Source organism: Mycobacterium sp. E3305 (assembly GCF_001666785.1).
GTDB lineage: Bacteria > Actinomycetota > Actinomycetes > Mycobacteriales > Mycobacteriaceae > Mycobacterium.
Window position 1 is genome coordinate 1 of the sequence record NZ_LZJA01000073.1, and the last position, 15,446, is coordinate 15,446.

Below are 15,446 nucleotides of genomic sequence, written 5' to 3' on the forward strand. Positions count from 1 at the left end.
GCGATCGAAGACCTGGTGACCGCTGTTCCCCAGGGGCGCAAGTGGTTTCAGCTTTACATGTGGCGCGACCGCGACCGCTCGATGGCGCTGGTGAAGCGCGCGGCCGACGCGGGGTTCGACACCCTGCTGGCCACCGTCGACGTCCCGGTCGCGGTCGCGCCACATGTAAAGCTGAAACCACTTGCGCCCCTGGGGAACAGCGGTCACCAGGTCTTCGATCGCCGTGGTGCCCAGCGTGGAGAGCGAGAACGGGATCCCCGCCCGCGCGGCCGCCCGGGCGCCTGCGATCTCGCCCTCGGTGTGCATCAGCCGGGTGAATCCGGTGGGCGCGATGCCGAACGGCAGCACGACCGGTTGACCGAGGACGTTCCATCCGGCGGTCACATTGGAGACGTCGCGCAGGATGGTCGGGTGAAACTCGATGTCGCGGAAAGCCTGTCGGGCCCGCGCGATGGACAGCTCGTCGTCGGCGGCCCCGTCGGTGTAGTCGAATGCCGCCTTGGGCGTGCGCCGTTTGGCGATGCGTCGCAGATCGTAAATGGTGTACGCGGCGTCGAGGCGGCGCTTGGTCGCGTCGAACTGCGGACGCTTGAACTTGATCAGCGGCGCGAGGTCGCGCACCTTGGGCACTCGTCGTCGGACGGCCTTCCGTCTTTTCAATTCCACAGTGTGCAACCGTAGTCACATGGAACCGGAGAGCGACCCCTTCGACCTCCAGCGCTTCATCGACGCGCAGGCCCCGGTGTACCGCAACGTGGTCGAAGAGCTGCGGTCCGGGCGGAAACGCAGCCACTGGATGTGGTTCGTCTTCCCGCAGTTGCGCGGTCTGGGCGGCAGCCCCACCGCGGTGCACTACGGCATCTCGTCGCTCGACGAGGCCCGCGCGTACCTGCGCCACGATCTGCTCGGGCCGCGACTGCGCGAATGCGCGCGGCTGGTCAACGAGGTGCAGGGCCGATCGGTCGGCGACATTTTCGGCTCGCCCGACGACCTCAAACTTCGCTCGTCGATGACGCTGTTCGCACACGCGACGGAAGAAAACGAGGATTTCGTCGCGCTGCTCGACAAGTACTACGACGGCCGGCAGGACCGTCTCACGCTGGAGCGCCTAGCCCGAGCTTAGGATCCGCCAGCCGTGCGGCTCGACGACCACCGCGTCGAGGACCTCCTGGGGCGGCGCGGCGGACCCGCCGATGACCCGCCGGTGGGCGGTGCCCAGCTCCGAGGCCGCCACCCGCATCGGTTCGTCGCCGATGTTGAGCGCGACCAGCAGCGCGTCGTCGCCGCTGCGGGTCTCGTAGATGTAGTGCCGGTTTTCCAGCCGCAGCGCGCTCGTCGTCGCCCGGTGCAGCCACGGGTGGCGGCGGCGCAACCCTACGAGGAACTGGTGCAACGCCCACATATCGGTGCCGAACCTATCCAGTTGCATTGGGGGCGAGCCGAATTCGGGTCGCACGGCATCGTCGCCGCCGTAACGTTCTTCCTTGACGCCGCGGAAGCCCAATTCGTCGCCCGCGTACACGCTGGGCACGCCGCCGACGGTCAGCAGGATCACCAGCGCGTGCGCGACGTGCTCAGGACGTTCGAGGCGGCTGGCGATGCGGGTGACGTCGTGGTTGCCGATGAAGGTCAGCGGTGCGAAGCCGGCCAGGAACTCGGCGTGCCGCTGCAACGCCCAGTCCAACTCGAAGAAGTTGCCGTCGTTGAGGCTGCTCCAGATCGCCTTCCACAGCTCGTATTGGGTGGCCGAGTCGAACGTGGCGGCGCGCACCACCGCGGCGTAGTCGCCGTGGATGAGCTCACCGACGAACCAGGAATCCGGGAAGCGCTCGCGAACCCGCGGCAGCGTGGCCGCCCAAAAGCGTTCCGGCACCGTGTAAGCCGCGTCGAGGCGCCAGCCGTCGGCGCCGCGCCCCAGCCAGTGCGCCATCACATCCGCGGTGTAGTCGACGACCTCGGGGTTGTCGTGGTTGAGCGTGATCAGCTCGGAGTGGCCCTCGAAGGTGTGAAAGGCGCCGGGGCGTCCGCGGAACCAGCGCGCGGCCGCGTCATCGTGCGAAGCCTCCTGGTAGCGCGGGAAATCCACGCCGACGTGGTTGAACACGCCGTCGAGCAGGATGCGCAGGCCGCGGCGGCGGGCCTCGGCGACGAGGTGGTCGAAATCGGCGTCGTCACCCAGCCGCGGGTCAATGCGGTAATGGTCGGTGGTGTCGTAACCGTGTGTGCGCGAGGCGAATATCGGCCCCAGCGCAACGCCCGACGCCCCCAGGGCGATGGCGTGGTCGAACCAGTCGACGAGCCGCCGCAGCCGGTGTTCGCCCGGTTGCGGCGGCTCCGACGACGCGGGAAAGGCGCCGACGAACCCCAGCGGATAGACCTGCCACCAGATCGCGTGTTCTACCCAGGCTGGTTCCGTCACCGCGTCAGCCGACGGTGGCCAGCGTTTGGGAGGCGACGATCGCTTGCGCCACGCCGGAGATGATGGCCGCGGCCTTCAGCGCCTCCTGGATGGTCTCGCGACTCACGCCCGCCTCGCGCAGCGTGTGCTCGTGGGCGGCCACGCAGTCCGGGCATCCGTTGATCGACGACACCGCGAAACACCACAGCTCGAAGTTTGCCTTCTCCACACCGGGATTGGCGATGATGTTCATCCGCAATCCCGCGCGCAGATCGTCGTACTTCCCGTCGAGGAAGCCGCGGCCCCGGTAGAACACGTTGTTCATGCCCATGATCGACGCGGCCCCCAGCGCCGCGTTGTACGCCTCGGCCGACAGGACGTCGGCCGCCTCGGCGCCGATCTCGCTGATCACCTGGGTGTTCCGAGTCGCCGCGGCGCTCGCCAGCAGGGTGCCCCACAGCTGTTCCTCGTTGAGCTCCGTGGTGCGCGTGATAGAGCCCAGGTTCAGCTTGAGGTCCTTGGCGTACTCGGGCAGCGCCTCCTTGAGGTTTTCTACGCTCATCTCGCCTCCCTGATCAGACCCTAGGTGATTACGCCGAGGCCTTGAGCAGCTCGGTGGCGTTCAGCGTCGGGTCGCCCTTGCGCCAGTTGCAGGCGCACAGCTCGTCGGACTGCAGCGCGTCGAGCACCCGCAGCACTTCCTCCACGTTGCGGCCCACCGATCCGGCGGTGACCGAAACGAACTGGATCTCGTTGTTGGGGTCCACCAGGAAGGTGGCCCGGTCGGCGACGCCATCGGCGTTCAGAACGCCGGTGGCCAGGCTCAGCTCCCGCTTGATGTCGGACAGCATGGGGAACGGCAGCTTCTTCAGGTCCTCGTGCTGGGCCCGCCAGTTGAAGTGCACGAACTCGCTGTCGATCGAGACGCCCAGCACCTGCGCGTCGCGGTCGGCGAACTCGTCGTTGAGCTTGCCGAACGCGGCAATCTCGGTCGGGCACACGAAGGTGAAGTCCTTGGGCCAGAAGAACACAACGCGCCACTTGCCTTCGTGGTCCTCGCTGGTGACGGTGGTGAAGTAGTCCTCGGGCTGCTTGGCGTCGACCTTGGACAGATCGCCCGCGATCAGGGCGGTGAGCTCGTAGGCGGGGAATTGGTCGCCGATGGTCAGCAAAGGCATGGCTCTCCTAATTTGGATTTACTCAAGATTAGCTTTCCCTGTCATGTTGCCCGCATACCCTGTCTGAAGTAAAGGTGATATTTCCCACTACACTTATAGGCATGCCCGATAAGAGTTATCAGCCGACTATCGCCGGCCTGCGCGCCTTCGTCGCGGTCGCCGAAAGGCGCCAATTCAGCAGCGCCGCAACATCTCTCGGCGTCAGCCAGTCCACACTGTCACAGGCGCTGGCGGCGCTGGAAACCGGGCTGGGAACCCAGCTCGTCGAGCGCTCGACGCGGCGTGTCCTGTTGACACCCGAAGGTACGCAACTGCTGCCGCGCGCCCAGGCCGTGGTCGAAGCGGCGGAGGCGTTCGCGGCCGCCGCAACGGGAACGTCGGACCCACTGCAGGGCACCCTGCGGCTGGGCATGATCCCCACGGTAGCGCCCTACGTGCTGCCCACCGTGCTGGCCGGCGTCGCCGATCGCCTAACCGCGCTGACCCTGCGGGTGATCGAGGACCAGACCGAACGCCTGCTCACCGCATTGCGCGGGGGGTCCCTGGACGCCGCCCTGATCGCGCTGCCCGCCGACGCAACCGGACTCACCGAGGTCCCGATCTACGACGAGGACTTTCTGCTCGCGGTGCCGCCGGGGCACCCGCTGTCCGGCAAGCGCCGGGTGCCGGCGTCGGCGCTGGCGGATTTGCCGTTGCTACTGCTGGACGAGGGCCACTGCCTGCGCGATCAAGCCCTGGATGTCTGCCAAAAGGCCGGTGTGCGAGCCGAACTCGCGGACACCCGGGCAGCATCGCTGGCCACCGCGGTGCAGTGCGTGACGGGCGGGCTGGGGGTGACGCTGATTCCGCAGAGCGCCGCGCCCGTCGAGGCGGCACGCAGCCGGCTCGGGCTGGCGCAGTTTGCGAATCCACGCCCGGGCCGGCGCATCGGGCTGGTGTTCCGGTCGTCGAGCGGCCGCGACGAATCCTATCGGCGGCTGGCCGCCATCATCGGAGAGTCGATCGGCGGCGAACAGCGGGTGCGGTTGGTCAAAGAGCGTCACTCGGCGGCGGTGGCCAGCGCGTCCATCAGGGCGTCGACGTTGAGCTGAGATTGGATGCCCGCGGTTCCCGCGAGGCCCGGCGCGCCGGTTGCCGCGGCCAACAGCGGCCCCGACCCCGGGCCCGCATACATCAACCCCGAGTTGACCTCCGGGGGCAACGACCAAAAGTCCATGAATCCTTGCTCTCGTCGGCCGGCGCGGTCGCCGACCATCGTCGACCGAAACGACGAAAAACGGTCCGGGACGCACTACTGCACTTTTCGTCCCGACTAGGGAACGACTACTGCATTGCGCCCAGAGCGCGGCTGTAGGTTCTGCCTATGGAAAAGGTGATCGCGGTGCTCAGGACGGCGGATTTCGGCGACGATTGGTGTGCCCGCCAGCGGGGACCGGTCGCCGACGCGCTATTGGACCTGGGTTTGCCCGGGCTGTCGGTCAACGTGCGCGACGACGCGGTGCGCCATTCGCTGATGACGCTGACGACGCTGGACCCGCCCGTCGGCGCGGTGGTGAGCATGTGGACGCAGCAGTGCTACGGCGAGCAGATGACCGCGGCCCTCGACCTGCTGTCCGCCGAATGCGACCAACTCGCCGCGTACCTCGTCACCGAATCGGTGCCGCTGAAAGGGCCCAGCACCGAGCCGGGTTCGCGCACAACGGGTTTGGCCAACATCGCGTTGCTGCGCCGGCCCGAGGCCCTCGACCAGGTGAGCTGGCTGAACCGGTGGCAGCGCGACCACACCTCGGTGGCCATCGAGACGCAGTCGACCTTCGGCTACACCCAGAACTGGGTGGTGCGTGCCCTCACCCCGGGCGCGCCGGGAATCGCGGGCATCGTCGAGGAGTTGTTCCCCGCGGAGGCGATCACCGATCTCAAGGCGTTCTTCGGTGCCGCCGACGACAAGGACCTGCAGGACCGCTTGGGCCGAATGGTCGCCAGCACCACGGCGTTCGGCGCCAACGAGAACATCGACACCGTCCCCACCAGCCGCTACGTCTTCAAGACACCGTTCATCGAGGAACCCACATGACATCTCTGCGCGACGCCACGGCCCTGGCCGCGGCGGAAAGTGGCCTGGCGGTCGTCTCCACGGTTCGCGCCGACGCGACGGTGCAGGCGTCGCTGGTCAACGTCGGCCTGTTGCCGCATCCCGCGACCGGCCAGGAGGCGTTGGGCTTCACCACCTACGGCAAGGTCAAGCTGGCCAACCTGCGCGCGCGGCCCCAGCTGGCGGTCACCTTCCGCAAGGGCTGGCAATGGGCGACCGTCGAGGGCCGCGCGGAGCTGGCCGGCCCGGAGGACGCCCAGCCCTGGCTGACCACGGACGACCAGCTGCGACTCTTGCTCCGCGATGTCTTCACCGCCGCGGGCGGCACGCACGACGACTGGGACGAGTACGACCGCGTCATGGCCCGGGAGCGGCGCGCGGTTGTGCTGATCGCGCCCACCCGCGTCTACAGCAACGGCTGACCTGGTTAGGCTGCAGCCGTGACGCTGCAGATCGATGACGACAAGCGGGTGCGCACCCTCACGCTGAACCGGCCCGAGGCGCTGAACGCGTTCAACGAGGCACTGTACGACGCCACCGCGGAGGCGCTGTTGGCCGCGGCCGAGGATCCCGAGGTCGCCGTGGTGCTGTTGACCGGCGCGGGCCGCGGCTTCAGCGCCGGAACCGATCTCGCCGAGATGCAGGCCCGCATCACCGATCCGGACTTCACGCCGGGCAAGCACGGCTTCATCGGCCTGATCGATGCCCTCAGTGCGTTCCCCAAGCCGCTCATCTGCGCGGTCAACGGCGTCGGGGTGGGCATCGGCGCCACCATCCTCGGCTACGCCGACCTGGCATTCATGTCATCGACCGCCCGGCTGAAGTGCCCCTTCACCAGCCTGGGGGTGGCGCCGGAGGCGGCGTCGTCATACCTGCTGCCGCAACTGGTGGGCCGGCAGAACGCCGCATGGCTGCTGATGTCTTCGGAGTGGGTGGATGCCGACGAGGCGTTGCGGATGGGTCTGGTATGGCGGGTCTGCGAGCCCGACGATCTGCTGCCCGAAGCCCGTCGGCACGCGGAAATCCTTGCCAGCCGCCCCATTTCGAGCCTGATGGCGGTCAAGCACACGATCGTGGAGCCGGTCCGGCCCGAGATCGCGGCGGCCACTGCGCGGGAAAACGCTCACTTCGCCGAGCTGATGGGTGCCCAGGCCAACGCCGCGGCGCTGGCGGACTTCAACAAACGCTGACGCCGGCTAACGCGACGGGGCGGCCTCGAGGTTCGCCGACGCGGCGATGATCGCCCGCAGCGTTCGCCTGCAACGGCCGCAGTCGCCCCCGGCCCCGCACGCGGCCATGACCTCTTTCGAGGTGGAGGCGCCGCGCGCGACCACCTCGGACACCGTGTGGTTGGTCACGCCGACACACAGGCATACGTACATCAGCGCATCCCTTGCATGCGGGCGACGTTCTCTTGCCCGACGGCCTGGCCACGCGTGCGCAATTCGTCCTCCCTCTCGGCATCCCGTGTCAACGGGATTCCCGAAGAAAATGCCGAACCGACAGCCATATTAGTTGAGTCTAACCTAAGTTCGTTAGCGCAGTCTAACCTTAGTCGCCAGCAACGTCGGTCACGGGGGCGGCGCAGGACACACACTGAGCACAGCCATACCTTGCTGGCAGATTGAACTTCGGCATGGCAAAGTGCGACTACGGCCCCGCATGGTGCGCGCAGCCCAGCGCACCCCGCCAAGGCCAGGAATGACCACCGTTTCGACCGTCACCGTAGGGGAGTGATCATGCAAGGGGATCCGGATGTTTTGCGCTTGCTCAACGAGCAGTTGACCGGCGAGCTCACCGCGATCAACCAATACTTCCTGCACTCCAAGATGCAGGACAACTGGGGCTTCACCGAGCTCGCCGAGCACACCCGGGCCGAGTCCTTCGACGAGATGCGGCACGCCGAGGCGATCACCGACCGCATCCTGCTGCTCGACGGGTTGCCCAATTACCAGCGGCTGTTCTCGCTGCGCATCGGTCAGACGCTGCGCGAGCAGTTCGAGGCCGACCTGGCCATCGAATACGAGGTGATGGACCGGCTCAAGCCCGGCATCATCATGTGCCGCGAGAAGCAGGACACCACGAGCGCCAACCTGCTGGAAGAGATCGTCGCGGACGAGGAAAAGCACATCGACTACCTCGAAACCCAGCTGGAGCTGATGGACAAGCTCGGCGTGGAGCTCTACTCCGCGCAGTGCGTTTCGCGGCCGCCGAGCTAGCACAGCCCACGCCTTCGCGGGTTTTGGTTGCCACGGGTTGACCGTGGGCACTCACTACCATCGAAATCCGTGGGAAGGCGGGCATGACGAGGGCGACACCAGCGGCGGCTCCGGCCGGCCGCGCTTCGGACTCCGGCCCCGCGGACGTCGCGGTCGACCCGCAGCGGCGCAATTTCATCTTCGTGGCGATCCTGCTCGGCATGCTGATGGCCGCGCTGGACCAGACGATCGTGGCGACCGCGTTGCCCACTATCGTCGCCAATCTTGGTGGCGCAGGCCATCAATCGTGGGTTGTCACCAGCTACCTGCTCGCCTCGACCATCATCACCGCCCTCGTCGGCAAGTTCGGTGACCTGTTCGGCCGCAAGCGGGTGTTCCAGGCGGCCGTCGTGTTCTTCGTCGCCGGGTCGGTGCTGTGTGGGCTCTCGAGCTCGATGGGCATGCTGGTCGCGTCGCGGGCGCTGCAGGGCATCGGCGGCGGAGGGCTGATGGTGACCGCCATGGCGCTGATCGGCGAGGTGATCCCGCTGCGGGACCGCGGCCGCTACCAGGGTGCGATGGGCGCCGTGTTCGGCGTCACCACCGTGATCGGTCCCTTGCTCGGCGGCTACTTCACCGACCACTTCACCTGGCGCTGGGCGTTCTGGATCAACGTGCCGATCTCGGTCGTGGTCTTCTTCGTGGCGGCCGCCGCCATCCCGCCGCTGTCCGAGCGCACCAAACCGGTCATCGACTACACCGGCATCCTCTTGGTCGGGCTCGGCGCCGCCGGGCTGACGCTGGCCACCAGCTGGGGCGGGACCACGTACCCGTGGGGATCGCCGACGATCATCGGCCTGTTCGCCGGCTCGGTGGTCGCGTTGTGCCTCTTCGCCTGGGTGGAAAGCCGCGCGGCCGCGCCGATCCTGCCGACCCGGTTGTTCGGCAGCCCGGTGTTCACGGTGTGCTGCGTCCTGTCCTTCGTGGTCGGCTTCGCGATGCTGGGCGCCCTGACGTTCCTGCCGACGTACATGCAGTTCGTCGACGGCGTCTCGGCCACGACGTCGGGCCTGCGCACGCTGCCGATGGTGATCGGGATGCTGACCACCTCGATGGGCAGTGGCGTCATCGTCGGCCGCACGGGCCGGTACAAAGTCTTTCCCGTCGCCGGCACCGCCGTCATGGCGGTGGCGTTCTTCCTGATGTCGCGGATGGACCCGTCGACATCGGTGTTGGTTCAATCGCTGTTCCTCGTCATCCTCGGCGCCGGGATCGGGATGTGTATGCAGACTCTGGTCCTGATCGTGCAGAACACCGTGAGCTTCGACGACCTGGGCGTCGCGACCTCCGGCGTCACCTTCTTCCGCACGATCGGCAGCTCGTTCGGTGCGGCCATCTTCGGTTCGCTGTTCACGAACTTTCTGCACAGCCGGATCGGCCCGGCTATGGCGGCCGGCCACGCGCCGGCGGCGGCCGCCGCGTCTCCGGAGGCGCTGCACCGGCTGCCCCGAGAGGAGGCCGCTCCGATCGTCGCCGCCTACTCCGAGTCGCTCACCCACGTGTTCGGATGGGCGGTTCCGGTCGCACTGGTGGGGTTCGTCCTGGCGTTGTTTCTGCGCCAGGTGCCTCTGCGGGAAATGCACGACAGCACAATCGATCTCGGCGACGCGTTCGGCATGCCCAGCACCGAGACCCCGGATCAGATGCTGGAGGGCGCGGTCGAGCGCATGCTGCGCGGCGTGCCCGGCATGCGATTGCGCAGCATCGCCATGCGACCCGACTGCCGGCTCGACGTGGCCGGACTGTGGGGCGTCCTGCGCATCAACCGCTACGGACAGATGTATGGCACGGCCCGGCTCACCGACATCGCCGACTACCTGCGGATACCGTTCGAGGTTCTGGAGCCCACCTTCTCGCGGCTGATCGCCACGGGGTACGCCCGCGGCGACGGCGACCAGATGTGGCTGACACCCGCGGGCGCCCAGCAGGTGGACTACGTGCACTCCCTGCTCGTGGCCTGGCTGGTCGACAAGCTCGCCCGGTCACCCGGATTCGACGGGCGACCGGATCGTCGCGTGGTCGAGGCGGCGCTGAACCGGGTCGCGGGCCGCGTTCTCGCGCAACGGGACTGGAGCGACGACCGTCCCACCACGAAGATCCCGGCGACCACACCCTGAAACGGGCGGTGCGGGCGTACCATCACGCCATGAGCCGAATCGGAACATTTGCTGACGACGACCTGGCCGGCTGGTTCGTGAAGTCCCCCGACATCGGCGGTGCCCTCGGCGGCTTCAGCAACGCGGTCTACACCAAGAACCGGTTGCCGCTGCGCACCCGCGAATTGGCGCGCGCCGTGATCGCGCACCGTAACGAGTGCGTCGTGTGCGTCAACACCCGCGACGAGGACGGGCCCGCCGCCGGCGTCGACGAGGAGCTGTACGACCACGCACAGGAGTGGCGCACCTGGCCCGGCTATAGCGAGCAGGAACGGCTGGCGGCCGAATTCGCGGACCGCTTCGCCAGCGATCACACGGGTCTGCGCGACGACGAGGACTTCTGGAGCCGTTGCTCCGAGCACTTCTCCGACGAATTGCTGGCCGATCTCGCGCTCTCGTGCGCCCTGTGGGTCGGCATGGGTCGCGTCCTGCGGACCCTCGACATCGGCCAAGCCTGCAAGCTGACGATCCCCAGCCGCGCCTGACCACCACGACACATAAACGTCTGCGAGGACACGCCGCTAGACGCCTCAACGGTTTATGTCTCGCGGGCACAAACCGCGACACCGGTGCGTTGCCGTAGCCGTGAAGATTCGCTTCGGCGTCGGGTTGGGCTCGGACACCGCCCCGGACCAGCTGGCCCCCATCGTTGATCACCTGGAGGCCAACGGCGTGGATTCCCTGTGGTTCTCCGAGCTGGTGTACTCCCCGGCGGTCGACCCGGTGGTCGGGATGGCGTACGCACTGGCCAGGACGACCCGGCTGAAGGTCGGCACCTCGGTGGCCGTCTTGCCCGGACGGCACCCGGTGCTGGTCGCCAAGCAGCTGGCGTCGCTGTCGGCCGTCGCACCGAAGCGGGTCCTTCCCGTCTTCGGTCTGCGGTCGGCGATTCCCGCCGAGCGGGAGGTGTTCGTGGTCCCCGACGGCGAGCGCGCCGCGGTGTTCGACGAGTCGCTGAGGGTGCTGCGTTCGGCGCTGACCGAGGACTCGGCGAGCTACGACGGCCGGTACTTCACCGTCAGCGGGGCCGCCGTCATGCCCAGACCGCAGCCCCCGCTGGACATCTGGCTCGGCGGCTCGGCGCCGGCGGCGTACCGGCGCATCGGCGCGCTTGCCGACGGCTGGCTGGGCAGTTTCCTGACACCGGCGGAGGCGCGGACCGGCCGCGAGGCGATCCAACACGCCGCGGCGCAGGCGGGCAGGCAGATCGAGCCCGATCACTTCGGGATCTCGCTGGCCATCGTGGACGGGGTGGACGGCGAGCTGCCCGCGACGCTGGCCGCGGCGGCCCGCAGCCGTCGCCCGGACGTCGACCCCGCGGATTTGATCGCCGTCGGATGGGATCGGCTGCACCGGCAGCTGGACGCTTACATCGACGCGGGTCTGACGAAATTCGTCATCCGGCCCGCCGGCGGGGCGCCGCTGGACGGGTTCCTCGACCGGTTCGTCACGGAGCTGACCGCCCGCCAGAACTGAATTCGCGAGCCCCCGCCTCTCGCCCCCTGCACAATGACTGCCATGACCGGCACACCGCTTGCCGCCGCGGCCATCGCCCAGCTGGAATCCGAGGGCGTCGACACCGTCATCGGGACCGTCGTGAATCCCGCCGGGCTGACCCTGGCCAAGACCGTCCCGATCCGGCGGACCAACACCTTCGCCGATCCCGGCCTCGGGGCCAGCCCTTCGTGGCACGCTTTCGCGATCGATCAGAGCGGCATCGCCTTCACCCCCGATGTCGGCGTGATCGGGGACCAGCGACTCCGCATCGACCTGTCCGCCCTGCGCATCGTCGGCGACGGCCTCGCGTGGGCGCCCGCCGCATTCTTCTCCCAGGACGGAACACCCGTCCCCGCCTGCGCCCGCGGCACGCTGAGCCGGGTGGAAGCCGCGCTCGCCGAAGCCGGAGTCGAGGCGCTGATCGGGCACGAGGTCGAATTCCTGTTGGTGGGGCCCGACGGTGACCGCCTGCCGTCGACGCTGTGGGCGCAGTACGGTCTTGCGGGCGTCCTGGAGCATGAGGCGTTCGTCCGCGACGTCACCCGGTCGGCCGGCGCGGCGGGCATCGCGATCGAGCAGTTCCACCCCGAATACGGAGCCAACCAATTCGAGCTGTCGGTGGCGCCGCAGTCGCCGGTGGCCGCCGCCGACCAGCTGGTGCTGCTGCGGCTCATCGTCGGGCGGGTGGCCCGCCGTCACGGGCTGCGCATCAGCCTGTCGCCGGCGCCCTTCGCCAACGGTGTGGGCTCCGGTGCTCACCAACACTTTTCGCTGACAATGCCGGACGGACCGCTGTTCTCGGACGGCGCGGGCGCCCGGGGCATGACGGCCGCCGGGGAGCACGCGGTGGCCGGGGTGGTCCGCGGGCTGCCGGAGGCGCAGGGCTTGCTGTGCGGGTCGATCGTGTCCGGCCTGCGCATGCACCCCGGCAACTGGGCCGGCGCGTACGCGTGTTGGGGAACCGAAAACCGCGAGGCCGCGGTGCGATTCATCACCGGTGGGCCGGGCAATCCACGCGGCGGAAACGTCGAAGTGAAGATCGTCGATCCCTCAGCGAACCCGTACCTGGCGTCGGCGGCGATCCTGGGGCTGGCGCTGGACGGGATTGAACGCCAAGCACCGCTGCCCCCGGAGGTCACGATCGACCCGGCGGACCTCGCCGCTTCCGAGCGGGAGCGCGACGGTATCGTGAGCCTTGACCGTAACCAGGCGGAAGTGATTGCCGCACTGGATGATTCGAAGCTGATACGGGGCATCCTGGGCGATGCCGCGGTCGACATGGTGGTCGCCGTCCGCACGCTCGAGCAGGAGCGGTACGGCAACCTGGACCCCGAGCAACTGGCGGAGAAGTTCCGCATGGCCTGGAGCCTGTGACGGGCTTCCATGGCTTCCAACCCGCACGCGCTGGCCGAGCACATCGACGAAGTGACCCTCATCGACCAGCACGTCCACGGTTGCTGGACGACCGCGGGGGATCGCCATCGCTTCGAAAACGCGCTCAACGAGGCCAACACCGAACCGCTCGTGGGCTCGGGATTCGACACCCAACTCGGCTTCGCCGTGCGTGCCCACTGCGGCCCTGTCCTCGGGCTCCCGAAACACGCTGACCCGCAATCGTATTGGGAGCGTCGCGGCGAGTTCGGCGAGGCGGAGCTGGCTCGCATGTTCCTGCCCGCCGCCGGGGTGAGCGACTGGCTGGTGGACACCGGGATCGGCGCGGACACCGCCGGCCACGCCGACATGGCCGAGTTGTCCGGCAACCGCGCGCACGAGGTGATCCGCCTCGAGCAGGTCGCCGAGCAGGCCGCGCAGGCGCCCGGCGACTACGCGTCGGCTTTCGAGGACATCCTGCACCGGCGCGCGGCGACGGCCGTCGGCACCAAGTCGATCCTGGCCTACCGGGGCGGGTTCGACGGCGACCTGAGCGAGCCGGAGCCCGCGCAGGTGGCCGAGGCGGCCGACCGGTGGCGCGACCGCGGCGGCACCCGAGTGCATAACCGGGTGCTGCTGCGGTTCGGGCTGCATCAGGCGCTGCGGCTGGGCAAGCCCCTGCAATTCCATGTCGGCCTCGGCGACCGGGACTGCGATCTGCACAAGACCAACCCGTTGCTGCTGCTCGACTTCCTGCGGCAGTCAGCGAACACCCCGATCGTGCTGTTGCATTGTTATCCCTACGAGCGCGAGGCCGGGTACCTGGCGCAGGCCTTCAACAACGTATATGTCGACGGCGGGTTGAGCGTGAACCAGCTCGGGGCGCGGGCGCCGGCCTTCATCGCGCGGCTGCTGGAGCTGGCCCCCTTCGGCAAGGTCCTCTACTCGTCGGACGGGTTCGGCCCCGCCGAGCTCCATTTCCTCGGTGCGGCCCTGTGGCGCAGGGCAATTCATCGGGTGTTGCGCGGTTTCGTGGTCGACGACGACTGGAGCGAGGCCGACGCCATCCGGGTGGTCGACCTGATCGCCCACGGCAACGCCGCCGGGCTTTACCGCGTTTGACCCCCGGTGACACCGGGGTATACGGGCGATTATGGCGACCGCGAGGGGCGTCTTGGAGTGGGCCCGGGACAAGGTCGTGTCGTGGGTGCCCAAGGCCGACCTCGACCAGCGGGACCCCGACTACATCCGCGATCAGCTGCCGGGGACCTGGCTGCTGGCGTCGTTCTACTTCCGGGCGGACGTGCGGGGCCTGGATCGCATCCCGGCCGAGGGGCCGGTGCTGTTGGTGGGCAACCATAGCGGCGGCAACGTGCCACCCGACACCTTCGTCTTCACGCTGGCGTTCTGCTCCTACTTCGGCGTCGAGCGGCCCTTCTACCAGTTGGCCCACAACCTCGTCGTCTCCGCTCCGCCGCTGGGCTGGTTGCGCAAGTTCGGCACCGTGGCCGCGAACCCCGAGAACGCCCGTCTCGCACTGGATTCCGGTGCCGCCCTGCTGGTCTACCCCGGCGGCGACTACGAGGTGTTCCGGCCCTCGTGGGAGCGCCACAAGGTCGACTTCGGCGGCCGCATGGGCTACGTGCGGCTGGCCCGTGAGGCCGGGGTGCCGATCGTGCCCGTCGCCAGCGTCGGCGGGCAGGAGAGCGCGTTGTTCCTCAACCGCGGGCAGTGGCTGGCCAAGTTGCTGATGGCCGACAGGCTGCTCCGCCTCAAGAGCGTCCCGATATCGCTGGCACTGCCCTGGGGCCTGAACATCAGCGACCTGGCGGGCCACATCCCGTTGCCCACCAAGATCGTGATCGAGGTCCAGGACCCGATCGAGGTCGACGGGGACGACCAGGCGGTGCACGACAAGGTGATGGCCAGCCTGCAGGGCGGGGTCGACCGACTGGCGGCCGAACGGCGATTCCCGGTGATCGGCTGATGCGCGTCGAACGCCGCTGCGTCATCAACGCCGACCGCGACGCGGTCTGGAAGATCGTCAGCGACCCGGATTGCTACCCGTCGTTCATGACGAGCCTGGAACGCTGGGAGTCGTCCAACGACAAGCCGGCCGGCGTCGGCGCCCGCTACACCGTCCACTGGAAGATCGGCTCCGTACCCGTGGGCGGCCTCATCGAGGTGGTCGAATTCGACGAGGGCCGGGACCTGGCCTGGGTGGGCATCACCGGGGTCACGCTGCGCGGGCGGATCCGGCTGCGCGACCGCGGCGACGGCGGCACGAAGGTCACGTTCCGGCTCTCGTATCAGGCGCCGGGGGGCATCGTCGGTTACATCGCCGACCGGATCGCCGTCGGCCAGGTGGGACGCAATCTCGCCGAAACGCTGAAACGCCTGCGGAAGCTGGCCGAGTCGTAGCCATTTTTCCAATTTGGCATGTAATCAATCGCCGCGCGGCATACGCTCCGATCGACGAATCGGGCAACGTCACCA

At 68.3% G+C, this 15,446-nt stretch carries 17 protein-coding genes and 2 pseudogenes; 13 read left to right on the top strand and 6 right to left on the bottom strand.

Translation table 11 applies throughout. The annotated features are described in order from the left end of the window. Positions 1-138: 138 nt before the first annotated feature. A pseudogene (locus tag A5701_RS06585) lies at positions 139-660 on the bottom strand (alpha-hydroxy-acid oxidizing protein); the annotation flags it as partial. 25 nt (positions 661-685) lie between these two features. Between A5701_RS06585 and A5701_RS06590 the strand changes: the two are divergent. Then, positions 686-1,123: a DUF1810 domain-containing protein gene (locus tag A5701_RS06590; protein WP_067750005.1), complete on the top strand. Its 438-nt coding sequence runs from the start codon at positions 686-688 to the stop codon at positions 1,121-1,123. Here the strand turns inward: A5701_RS06590 and A5701_RS06595 are convergent. From A5701_RS06595 to A5701_RS06605, 3 genes are read right to left on the bottom strand one after another with little or no spacing between them, the layout of a single operon-like run. Then, entirely contained in the window at positions 1,109-2,419 is a 1,311-nt protein-coding gene (locus tag A5701_RS06595) for an alpha-amylase family protein (protein ID WP_067750007.1), read from the bottom strand. The genes A5701_RS06590 and A5701_RS06595 overlap by 15 nt on opposite strands. Positions 2,420-2,423: 4 nt before the next feature. Beyond that, entirely contained in the window at positions 2,424-2,960 is a 537-nt protein-coding gene (locus A5701_RS06600) for an alkyl hydroperoxide reductase (RefSeq protein WP_067750009.1), read from the bottom strand. 28 nt (positions 2,961-2,988) lie between these two features. Then, on the bottom strand, positions 2,989-3,576 hold the full coding sequence (locus tag A5701_RS06605) for a peroxiredoxin (RefSeq protein ID WP_067750011.1): 588 nt from the start codon (positions 3,574-3,576) through the stop codon (positions 2,989-2,991). Positions 3,577-3,677: 101 nt separating this feature from the next. Between A5701_RS06605 and A5701_RS06610 the strand changes: the two genes are divergently transcribed. After that, on the top strand, positions 3,678-4,667 hold the full coding sequence (locus A5701_RS06610; protein WP_067750015.1) for a hydrogen peroxide-inducible genes activator: 990 nt from the start codon (positions 3,678-3,680) through the stop codon (positions 4,665-4,667). A 20-nt stretch (positions 4,668-4,687) separates the two neighbouring features. Here A5701_RS06610 and A5701_RS29275 read toward each other — a convergent pair. Beyond that, positions 4,688-4,792, bottom strand: a pseudogene (locus A5701_RS29275) (PPE domain-containing protein); the annotation flags it as partial. A gap of 147 nt (positions 4,793-4,939) precedes the next feature. On the opposite strand from A5701_RS29275, the gene A5701_RS06620 reads away from it, so the two are divergent. Genes A5701_RS06620 through A5701_RS06630 form a run of 3 tightly spaced genes read left to right on the top strand, consistent with a single transcriptional unit; the run spans position 4,940 to position 6,858 of the window. Further along, complete coding sequence (locus tag A5701_RS06620; protein WP_067750018.1) at positions 4,940-5,650, top strand: hypothetical protein; 711 nt, start codon at positions 4,940-4,942, stop codon at positions 5,648-5,650. Next, a complete protein-coding gene (locus A5701_RS06625; RefSeq protein WP_067750019.1) occupies positions 5,647-6,090 on the top strand; it encodes a TIGR03618 family F420-dependent PPOX class oxidoreductase in 444 nt (147 codons plus the stop codon). Before A5701_RS06620 ends, A5701_RS06625 begins: the two co-directional genes overlap by 4 nt. Before the next feature lie 18 nt (positions 6,091-6,108). Further along, entirely contained in the window at positions 6,109-6,858 is a 750-nt protein-coding gene (locus A5701_RS06630; protein ID WP_067750020.1) for an enoyl-CoA hydratase/isomerase family protein, read from the top strand. A 6-nt stretch (positions 6,859-6,864) separates the two neighbouring features. Here the strand turns inward: A5701_RS06630 and A5701_RS06635 are convergent, their stop codons facing one another. After that, complete coding sequence (locus A5701_RS06635) at positions 6,865-7,050, bottom strand: bacterioferritin-associated ferredoxin (protein WP_055405246.1); 186 nt, start codon at positions 7,048-7,050, stop codon at positions 6,865-6,867. A gap of 357 nt (positions 7,051-7,407) precedes the next feature. Between A5701_RS06635 and bfr the strand changes: the two genes are divergently transcribed. From bfr to A5701_RS06675, 8 genes are all read left to right on the top strand, one after another. After that, complete coding sequence (bfr, locus tag A5701_RS06640; protein ID WP_055405255.1) at positions 7,408-7,887, top strand: bacterioferritin; 480 nt, start codon at positions 7,408-7,410, stop codon at positions 7,885-7,887. An 83-nt stretch (positions 7,888-7,970) separates the two neighbouring features. Beyond that, a complete protein-coding gene (locus A5701_RS06645; protein ID WP_067750021.1) occupies positions 7,971-10,043 on the top strand; it encodes an MDR family MFS transporter in 2,073 nt (690 codons plus the stop codon). Between the two features lie 29 nt (positions 10,044-10,072). Further along, complete coding sequence (locus tag A5701_RS06650; RefSeq protein ID WP_067750023.1) at positions 10,073-10,567, top strand: carboxymuconolactone decarboxylase family protein; 495 nt, start codon at positions 10,073-10,075, stop codon at positions 10,565-10,567. A gap of 100 nt (positions 10,568-10,667) precedes the next feature. Continuing rightward, positions 10,668-11,558 (top strand): TIGR03854 family LLM class F420-dependent oxidoreductase, encoded by an 891-nt coding sequence (locus tag A5701_RS06655; RefSeq protein WP_067750024.1) that lies wholly within the window; start codon positions 10,668-10,670, stop codon positions 11,556-11,558. Positions 11,559-11,600: 42 nt separating this feature from the next. Further along, positions 11,601-12,953, top strand: a complete 1,353-nt coding sequence (locus A5701_RS06660; protein ID WP_067750026.1) for a glutamine synthetase family protein — start codon at positions 11,601-11,603, stop codon at positions 12,951-12,953. Positions 12,954-12,962: 9 nt separating this feature from the next. Beyond that, entirely contained in the window at positions 12,963-14,072 is a 1,110-nt protein-coding gene (locus tag A5701_RS06665; RefSeq protein ID WP_067750028.1) for an amidohydrolase family protein, read from the top strand. Positions 14,073-14,103: 31 nt separating this feature from the next. Beyond that, on the top strand, positions 14,104-14,937 hold the full coding sequence (locus A5701_RS06670; RefSeq protein WP_067750029.1) for a lysophospholipid acyltransferase family protein: 834 nt from the start codon (positions 14,104-14,106) through the stop codon (positions 14,935-14,937). Beyond that, positions 14,937-15,371 (top strand): SRPBCC family protein, encoded by a 435-nt coding sequence (locus tag A5701_RS06675; protein ID WP_067750030.1) that lies wholly within the window; start codon positions 14,937-14,939, stop codon positions 15,369-15,371. Before A5701_RS06670 ends, A5701_RS06675 begins: the two co-directional genes overlap by 1 nt. Positions 15,372-15,446: the final 75 nt, after the last annotated feature.

Coding starts and splice junctions, on each gene's coding strand:
- A5701_RS06590 (WP_067750005.1), top strand. CDS start 686: ATGGAACCGGAGAGCGACCCCTTCGACCTCCAGCGCTTCATCGACGCG.
- A5701_RS06600 (WP_067750009.1), bottom strand. CDS start 2,960: ATGAGCGTAGAAAACCTCAAGGAGGCGCTGCCCGAGTACGCCAAGGAC.
- A5701_RS06605 (WP_067750011.1), bottom strand. CDS start 3,576: ATGCCTTTGCTGACCATCGGCGACCAATTCCCCGCCTACGAGCTCACC.
- A5701_RS06610 (WP_067750015.1), top strand. CDS start 3,678: ATGCCCGATAAGAGTTATCAGCCGACTATCGCCGGCCTGCGCGCCTTC.
- A5701_RS06620 (WP_067750018.1), top strand. CDS start 4,940: ATGGAAAAGGTGATCGCGGTGCTCAGGACGGCGGATTTCGGCGACGAT.
- A5701_RS06625 (WP_067750019.1), top strand. CDS start 5,647: ATGACATCTCTGCGCGACGCCACGGCCCTGGCCGCGGCGGAAAGTGGC.
- A5701_RS06635 (WP_055405246.1), bottom strand. CDS start 7,050: ATGTACGTATGCCTGTGTGTCGGCGTGACCAACCACACGGTGTCCGAG.
- bfr (WP_055405255.1), top strand. CDS start 7,408: ATGCAAGGGGATCCGGATGTTTTGCGCTTGCTCAACGAGCAGTTGACC.
- A5701_RS06645 (WP_067750021.1), top strand. CDS start 7,971: ATGACGAGGGCGACACCAGCGGCGGCTCCGGCCGGCCGCGCTTCGGAC.
- A5701_RS06650 (WP_067750023.1), top strand. CDS start 10,073: ATGAGCCGAATCGGAACATTTGCTGACGACGACCTGGCCGGCTGGTTC.
- A5701_RS06660 (WP_067750026.1), top strand. CDS start 11,601: ATGACCGGCACACCGCTTGCCGCCGCGGCCATCGCCCAGCTGGAATCC.
- A5701_RS06665 (WP_067750028.1), top strand. CDS start 12,963: ATGGCTTCCAACCCGCACGCGCTGGCCGAGCACATCGACGAAGTGACC.
- A5701_RS06670 (WP_067750029.1), top strand. CDS start 14,104: ATGGCGACCGCGAGGGGCGTCTTGGAGTGGGCCCGGGACAAGGTCGTG.
- A5701_RS06675 (WP_067750030.1), top strand. CDS start 14,937: ATGCGCGTCGAACGCCGCTGCGTCATCAACGCCGACCGCGACGCGGTC.